Annotated in this window: 4 protein-coding genes; 1 reads left to right on the plus strand and 3 read right to left on the minus strand. The window is 49.1% G+C overall.

Annotation, left to right across the window (positions count from 1 at the left end; genetic code table 11):
* The 3 genes from ACOJS8_RS24870 to ACOJS8_RS24880 all read right to left on the minus strand — a co-directional run.
* The coding region (locus ACOJS8_RS24870) for a PVC-type heme-binding CxxCH protein (RefSeq protein ID WP_420151265.1) at positions 1-3,423 on the minus strand (3,423 nt) is incomplete at its 3' end.
* 104 nt (positions 3,424-3,527) lie between these two features.
* Positions 3,528-4,643, minus strand: a complete 1,116-nt coding sequence (locus ACOJS8_RS24875) for a Gfo/Idh/MocA family protein (protein WP_420151266.1) — start codon at positions 4,641-4,643, stop codon at positions 3,528-3,530.
* Between the two features lie 41 nt (positions 4,644-4,684).
* Positions 4,685-5,572, minus strand: coding sequence for a sugar phosphate isomerase/epimerase family protein (locus ACOJS8_RS24880; protein WP_420151267.1), 888 nt, complete (start codon positions 5,570-5,572; stop codon positions 4,685-4,687).
* 138 nt (positions 5,573-5,710) lie between these two features.
* On the opposite strand from ACOJS8_RS24880, the gene ACOJS8_RS24885 reads away from it, so the two are divergent.
* Complete coding sequence (locus tag ACOJS8_RS24885; RefSeq protein WP_420151268.1) at positions 5,711-6,583, plus strand: AraC family transcriptional regulator; 873 nt, start codon at positions 5,711-5,713, stop codon at positions 6,581-6,583.
* Positions 6,584-6,668: the final 85 nt, after the last annotated feature.

The following is a 6,668-nucleotide window of genomic DNA, read 5'->3' on the forward strand; positions in this document are numbered from 1 at the left end:
AATCGTCTTCATCCGTACCACTTCAACATTTGGATCAACCGGTGCTTCTTTGGTCATTCCCCAGGTTTCATAAAGCCGGTTCAGACGCTCGCGATTATCAGCCGATACGTTGCTGCTTAGACTTGCCAGAAATGATTTATCGGCCTCACGTATGTCAGCTTTCTGCTTTAGATTCCAGCCTTCTGTTACTCCTTTTACAACCGCTTCGCTTTCGGCCGGATTCAGTTTCTGCGTCTGACGTAACAGAGCGACCACCGAATCAATAGGTGCTACGGATGCGTAGCTACGGGTGGCCCGCTCCAATACGTATGCACTCATACTTTGCGGAGCGCGGTACGTCAGCGTATGCGTAGCGTTGTTGTTCTGCTCATTGCCTTCCGCAATTTTGTTCTCGCGATCCAGCATCACTGTGATGGTATAATCTCCGGCACGCTCGAACATTACACCCATATCCCCTACCCAGGGACCGTTATTGGACTTACTGATCGTAACCGTTTCGCCGGGCTTAATGCCAGTGTTATGCGTTACACTCACAAAATCGATTTTAGCGGCATCCATCGCACCTTTGGGCCCTTCAATACGTACTGACATTGGAATGGGGGTTCCTTCCGGAATGGCCACACCACCAGCGTTTGTTACGTCGATGAACAATTGCGCCCGTTCGCGAACTGAAGGAGAATTAGGCGTTGTCCGAACCTTTGCCACAACCAGGTCTGGCTGGTTCGTAGCGGCATAGCTTTTGTTGCTGGTCGAAGCTGTCAATACGTTTGGTTCTGCCGTGGTCGAATGATTATGCGACTCCATATCGTGCATCGGCTTCGCCTGCGTTGGCGAATTGGTGGCAATCTGCTTCAAATATGTCTTCATCAATTGTCCATCATGGCCTGTCAGTATGCTGGCAAATGCGTCGGGTAACCAGCGGTCATTGACTTCGGTGGCCTGGTTCATCCGGGCGATAACAGCCGCTGTAGCATCCGGACTTGAGGGCGACTGTGAAATGGCCAGTAAGGCATTCAGAACAACCAGTGGCTCTTTATCCTGGAGCAGATTGTAGTTGAGTACAGCCTTGGGCAAGTTTGCGTCGTATGGTAGTATCTGTAGCACCGTTTTACGTACTGCCGGAGCTGGATGTTTCAACGCGGCAAGCGCTGCCTGAGTTACATCAGGCTGTCCTATCGTACCTAACCCGTGCAAGGTCCAGAGGGCATGAATAGCCGCCGGATTGTTCCCGATTTCGTCTAATGACTGATCGTTTACCAGAGCAATCAATTGTGGCACTACGTCTTTGTTGTTACGTTCGATGAGCAACCGCTGGGCCGTCATCCGCCAGAACATATTTGTATTCTTCAGAGCAGCTACCAGTTCCTCTGGTCGGCTTCCCTTGCTCAGCGCCATTGGCGTGTAGGCTGGTGCTTTCTTATAACCAACGCGGTAGATCCGACCGTGAGTGAAATCACGTAACGGTGTTTCATAAGCATTGCCTGAGCCATTGGAAGCGCCCTTCGGCGTAGGGTTATGCTGAATGATGTAGCTATACCAATCGACCACCCAAACGGCACCGTCCGGCCCTACTTCGGCGAATACAGGAGCAAACCATTCGTCGGCACCGGCCATCAGGTTGAACCCTTCTGCATCTTCAAAATCAGTACCCGATTTCTTCATTACGTTCTGGTGAACGATATGCCCGGTTGGCTCAGATACAAACGCAATCTTGTTCCAGTACTTCTCAGGAAAGGCGCGCGCTGTATAAAAATTATGTCCCGCTGCCGCCGTGAATCCACCGAATACATCCACCTGACGAACTTTCTCCGTAATAGGCTTCATGTCTTTATGCGTGTCGGTACTGCGGCTGCCATTTTCACGAATATGAGGTGCGCCGTGAAAATACCGATTTGGAATAGCCATATACCAGCCGTGCGAATTATTGGCCGTTGAGCCGAAAATATCGCCGGTTTCCATAAGGCCCAGCCCCCAGGTATTGTTCGACGTACTCGTTACGTATTCGAGTTTCGAGCCGTCTGGTTTAAACCGAAAAAACCCCTGCCCAAACTTAACGCTATCGGCACCGACTTTACCCTTAAAACCTGAGTAACCCACACTTCCCCAGATCCAGTTGTCGAAACCATAGTGCAAATTGCTAGGCCCCGCGTGCGTATCGTACGTGCCAAAACCCGTGAAAACGATCTTTTTCACATCGGCTTTATCATCGCCGTTGGTGTCCTGCAAAAAGAGCATATGGGGTGCCTGCGATACATAAAGTCCACCGTTTCCAAAGGCCATTCCAGTCGGGATGCTCAGCCCTTCGGCGAAGTTGGTAAACTTGTCGGCCTTCCCATCTTTGTCGGTATCTTCGCAGATGACGATGTAATCGGAGCCTCCACTTTCTTTACGTTCGTTCGGATAATCTTTCGTAATTAAAGCATAAAGGCGTCCGCGTTCGTCCCAGGCCATGGCGATGGGGTGCATTACGTTCGGCTCGTGCGCAAACAGATCAAGGGTAAAATCGACCGGTACCTGAATGTGCTTCATTGACTCTTCAGGCGATAGCGGATTCTGTTCCATCTGCGGCCCCGGACGTTTTTCGTAGTTTGGCAGATTGGCTTCTTTGTAGGTGAATTGCTGCGGTTTCAGCTCATCATGCAGTTTTTTAATCTCATCACCAACAGCCCAGAGAATACCGCGTTCGAGCAATTGTTGAAAACCCGGCTGGCTCCAGGTACGTTCGTCGTGGCCATAAGCGGTATAGAACACCCGTCCTTTGCCATACTGCCGCGTCCAGGTATACGGTTCTTCTTTAACACCGGGTCGGTTGGCCGCTGCCATGTCTTTTTCCTGATCGGCTTTAATTTCCCGAACGGCCAGTACGTTGTTGTCGGCCTGTAAATGACTGTGCAGATACGTTTCGTCGTAGGCTTTGAATGACTGCAAGCCCATCATAATCGGGTGATTCGGCTGTACGGTACGCGTTTGAATGGTATCCATCCGATGCCGCCAGAATTGTCCGCCAACCACTTTATCGACGTATTCAGCCGAATTTCGGAAACACCACGACGCGCTATGCACCGGGATCAGACCATGCCCGGCCGCTACGTAGTCGAGTAATGCTTTTTCCTGCGGTTTGGGAATGCTATCCCAGTTAGCAAAAATCAGCAGCCCATCGTACTTATTCAGGTTGTCGGGATTGAGGTCTTCCAGCTTATCGGTATAGGTAAAGTTAATTCCTTTACTACCCAGCGCGGCCATAATCTGCGGCACACGCTCAATGGGTCGATGGTGACCGTTATCGCCCAGAAACAGGATTTCCGTCCGGCGCGGTTTATTAGTACTCGTTGATTTTTGCAGAACGGAGGTCTGCGTACCGGATTGCCGGGCACATTGCGTGAGTATCATCAGCACGCCGACAGCTGTGAGTAGTTTTTTCATTGGAAACCGCATCGGCGGACCGACAGAGTAAACAGAGGCTTTACGGCAAACGCAGAGCACCGCTAGGCTTCTGCGTTTCATTCCGTTACCTCTGTGTTTTGAGTTTACACGTTAGTAAAATCGGGTAACTTAATCAGCTTACCGCCTTGTAAAGCGGATTCGTGGGCGAGAATACCCACGCTCGTCCAGTTGGCCGACTGAGCCGCATTCGGGAACGGATCGCGGTCTTCTACAATTGCCGACACAAACTCATGCACCATGTGCGGATGCGATCCACCATGACCGCCCCCCTGCGTAAACGACAAATGCTGTTGTTCATCAGCATCATAAACGCCTTTGGTTGTAAACCGCTGAATTTCTTCAGGCAACAAACGCGCGAAATCGGGCACCGTTACTTTTTCCGGAATCTCTGGTTCAGGCTTTTTGGCCGTATGAATAACCGGCTGCTCCTCTTCAATCAATTGCCACTCGAACGACTTTTTATCGCCATACACCTCAAAACTTTCGCGGTATTGCCGCGCTACGTCAAACAACGATCGGTATACATAAGCCGACAAATCGCTGTCTTTAAATTTAATATGCGCCGACTCAACGGCAAAGGGCGAGTTATGAATTTTAGCCAGTTCCTCACGTATCGTTCCTGATCCAAAGCACGATACGTAGTCCGCTTCGAGTTTTAGCAAACCGGCCACAGGGCCAACACAGTGCGTAGCGTAGTGCATCGGCGGAAGACCCGGCCAGTAATCAGGCCAGCCGTCCATATCCTGCTGGTGGCTGGCTTTCAGGAATTGCACCTTACCCAGCTCCCCTTTTTCATACAACTCCTTGACAAACAGAAACTCGCGGCTATACACTACGGTTTCCATCATCATGTATTTTTTGCCGGTTTCCTTCGTCACTTTTACAATTTCCATACAGTCCTCAACGCTCGTCGCCATCGGCACCGTACACGCTACGTGCTTACCCGCCCGTAGCGCCTTTAGGCTCTGTTCGGCATGATTCGGAATAGGAGAGTTGATGTGAACCGCATCAACGGCCGGATCGGCCAGCAGTTCGTCGTAGTTGCTGTAGCGTTTTTCAATCCCGTAGGCATCGCCAATCTCATTGAGTTTCTGAACGTTACGCTGGCAAATGGCGTACATGTTAGCGTTCGGATGACGCTGATAAATCGGGATGAATTCAGCCCCGAATCCGAGGCCAACGATGGCGATGTTTAACATAGTTAATTAGTGAATTAGTAGTTGAACGACTAAGTGATAGGTCAAGATGCAAATGATTCGCTCTTTCGCTCACTCACCTTCTCGCTCATTGTTTTAATAAATGCCAACCCATCCACAGCCAGTTGTTCCGGCGAGTCGAACATGGGTCGGAAAATATGCGTAGCAGCCGCCAGTTCAGGTGGGTTTGGACCAAATGCTTCTATGGCAATGGGACCTTCGTAACCGATATCCTGCAGAGCACCAAAAACTTCGTCGAAATTGATATGTCCCTTTCCGGGCGTAGAACGATCGTTTTCCGAAATCTGAATATGAGCCAGATAAGGTGCACATTTACGGATAGCCTCGACGATGTTTTTTTCCTCCAGATTGGCATGGAACGTATCGAATGCGGCCTGACAATTGGGATGATCGACGGCTTCTACGTAACGAACCAGATCGTCGGCACAGGTGAGCAGGTAAATTTCGAAACGGTTCAGGTATTCAATCGCTAACGTAACACCCTTCGTCTGGGCATATTCCGCTACTTCGCGCATGCCCGCTACCGACCAGTTCCATTCCTGCGACGTAGCAGGCTTGCCCGAGAATGCCTTGAAACCAGCGTATAGCGGACCCATCAGAATCTCAGAACCTAAGGCTTGCGAGCAATCGACAACCTGTTTGAGGTAGTTGACAGCGGCTCTCCGTATGGATTCGTCGGGACTGATGAGGCTGTGCGAAATGCCGCAAATCGTACACGTTTGAACCCCTAAACCTAATTCTTTAAGTTGCCCACCGATACGTTGCCACTTTTCCAGGTTAACTGCACCCGATTCGTTGATCGGAACCTCAACGAAATCAAACCCACTTGATTTCAGGAATGATAACGTGTCGGACAAGTCTTCGTCCATTGACATTGTCCAGACGAATAAATTCATTCCCAGCTTATTCATATTTGCTCAATTAATAATCCCACAAATTTATTTAACGGTTTTAATCTATACACGCCATTTTTTAGCTAATATTGACTTTATTTTCACACCAAATACTCATTTATCCAACTTTTTTCGTTAAAATAATAGCGTTAACCGATGAAAAACGCGCTTCGTAAAGACCTTGAACCGGTTAGTTCCTCATTTACGGTAAAAGAACTCGTTGAGCCGCATTTTGATCCTAACTGGCATTTTCATCCGCATTATCAGTTATTTTTAGTAAAAGAAGGTACGGGTACGCGATTTATTGGCGACTCAATCAAACCTTTTTCTCCCGGCGATCTGGTTTTTCTGGGTCCAAACCTTCCCCATCTCTGGCGCAGTGACCAGGCTTACTTCGACAAACAGTCAGGCCTGATCACGAAAGGCGTAGTCATCTATTTCGCTGAGGATTTTTTGGGAACCGATTTTTTATCCAAACAGGAAATGGCGCCGTTACGGAATTTATTCACTCATGCCCGACAGGGGCTGGAATGGACAGGCTATACCCGCAATCGTGCGGAAACTGCCCTGAGAAATCTGGCCCGACAACCTGCTGGTTTCGAGCGTGTACTTAGCCTTTTGAACTTGCTAAATGATCTTTCCCATGCCACCGATTATCGGTACCTGACCAGCCCAGGATACACAAACACCGTAAAGCCCAATGAAACAGACCGAATGCAGTTGGTTCATGATTATGTGCTGGATCATTTTCCCGATGATCTGAGTCTGGATACCATTGCGGATCTGGCGGGCATGACGCCCCCGGCATTCTGCCGCTATTTCAAAACACGCGCTAACAAGACCTTCTCCGAATTTGTATCGGAGGTTCGGATCGGACACGCCTGTAAGCTACTAATTGGCGGTAAGTTAAATATCACTCAAATCAGTTTCGAGAGCGGTTTTCGTACGCTGTCGAATTTTAATCGGCAATTTAAAGAGATCACGGGGCAAACTCCCTCGGCCTATGTAAGAACGTATCGGCAATTATAATTACCTGATACGTATTGTTTTATCAAAACAGAAAAAGGTACGCAGCTGCGTACCTTTTTCTGTTTTGATAAAACAATACGTATCA

The organism is Spirosoma sp. (assembly GCF_048594605.1).
Classification (GTDB): Bacteria; Bacteroidota; Bacteroidia; order Cytophagales; family Spirosomataceae; genus Spirosoma.

Bases quoted from the DNA above. Each gene is read 5' to 3' on its own strand.
- ACOJS8_RS24875 (WP_420151266.1), bottom strand. From the start codon at position 4,643: ATGTTAAACATCGCCATCGTTGGCCTCGGATTCGGGGCTGAATTCATC.
- ACOJS8_RS24880 (WP_420151267.1), bottom strand. From the start codon at position 5,572: ATGAATAAGCTGGGAATGAATTTATTCGTCTGGACAATGTCAATGGAC.
- ACOJS8_RS24885 (WP_420151268.1), top strand. From the start codon at position 5,711: ATGAAAAACGCGCTTCGTAAAGACCTTGAACCGGTTAGTTCCTCATTT.